This window comes from Tepidanaerobacter sp. EBM-49 (genome assembly GCF_001896645.1).
Classification (GTDB): domain Bacteria; phylum Bacillota; class Thermosediminibacteria; order Thermosediminibacterales; family Tepidanaerobacteraceae; genus Tepidanaerobacter; species Tepidanaerobacter syntrophicus.
Window position 1 is genome coordinate 1 of sequence record NZ_MPPE01000015.1, and the last position, 1,356, is coordinate 1,356.

A 1,356-nucleotide genomic window follows, 5' to 3' on the forward strand; every position below is an offset into this window, starting at 1 on the left:
GTTGTGAATGCTTTCATGGCTTTCTACTTCTACTCTGTAGCATTTGAGCCCTTCTTCTTTTTCCAGCAAAAGAGCTGCATCTCTTGCCACATCCTCCACGAATTTTGGCGTATTATAGGCTGCTTCGGTTACATATTTTTCATCTTCACGCTTTAATAAGGAATAAACCGGGCTTGATGCTGACATTTCTGCAATTGCTGCTAAATGTTCAAACCAAATTTTCTTTTTGGTTTTCACCAGAATTTTAACATTTGCCCGTTGGTTGTGAGCACCGACACTGCTAATAGCCTTAGAACATGGGCAAAGAGTCTGCACAGGAACCACAACTCCGATGATTATTTCAGTTTTATCGCGGTTTTTCTCACCTGATATTGTTGCTTCAATTTTAAGAGGCGATATATTCTTACTTACCGGTGATTCTTTCCAGATAAAATATGGGAATTTACATTCAAAAAAACTGCTTTCGGCATCAAGCTTTGTTTGTATGCTCCTTAAGATGCTCAAAATAACTTGAGGATTCAGTATATCTATATTATTTAAGACTTCTACAAATCTACTCATATGAGTTCCTTTTATATCATGCTTTAATGCTACAGATAGGCTGATATTGGCAACGGTATTTTGAAATCCGTTTGTCTGGTCATATACCTTCAAAGGCCAATCAATGTTTTTGATACCTACTCTATTTAGCGAAATGCCTCGAGTATCTACTTGGCTTTGGATATCTTTTAACAAATCATTCACCCCTGTATGTGACTCCACAATTTTCAGTTTCCCAAACCTGGATTTCATAAAGTCGGCAGTTTTCTTTGGATAATTCATTATATAGTCTGTCCCAAATCCATCTTGAGATGTTTTCTGCAGAAGGTTGTTTTATAAAGTCATTCAGATAGGAGTGGTCTAGCTGCTGCAATATTGTGGATTCAACAATGCGTTTTAGCTCAGAAAAATCCATAATCATATCTTCTTTTCCCGGCTTGCCCTCTAATTTAACTACAAGCTTATAAGTATGTCCATGGAGCCTTTCACATTTTCCATGATATTCTACAAGGTTATGAGCTGCATCAAACTTGAATATTCTTGTTAAAATCATTGATTCCCTCCTAGCTTATGGTATTCTTGAGATAATTTGACTCTATTATAACATGTTAATATAAATTTTATTAGGAGAAATCCCAAACTCGTTAGGTTTTAGGATTTCGCTGAACATATTTTACTTATCGTTAAGGAAGTCATATGTAATAGATTCGAAGAATATATACATATATAATCTTAATTAGAGAGGATTATTGAATTATGAATAAACGACAAGTAGATTTACTAAAAAAACTAATAATTCAAGATGATTATCAGCCA

General features: G+C 34.7%; 2 protein-coding genes. Both read right to left on the reverse strand.

Annotated features, from left to right (window positions below):
• Positions 1-735, reverse strand: a 735-nt coding sequence (folE2, locus tag BUE08_RS02350; RefSeq protein ID WP_353682074.1) for a GTP cyclohydrolase FolE2, incomplete at its 3' end; no start/stop codon positions are given.
• Position 736: 1 nt separating this feature from the next.
• A complete protein-coding gene (queD, locus tag BUE08_RS02355; protein ID WP_286680266.1) occupies positions 737-1,093 on the reverse strand; it encodes a 6-carboxytetrahydropterin synthase QueD in 357 nt (118 codons plus the stop codon).
• Positions 1,094-1,356: the final 263 nt, after the last annotated feature.

Excerpts from the sequence above, each read along its gene's own strand:
- queD (WP_286680266.1), bottom strand. The coding sequence starts at position 1,093 with ATGATTTTAACAAGAATATTCAAGTTTGATGCAGCTCATAACCTTGTA.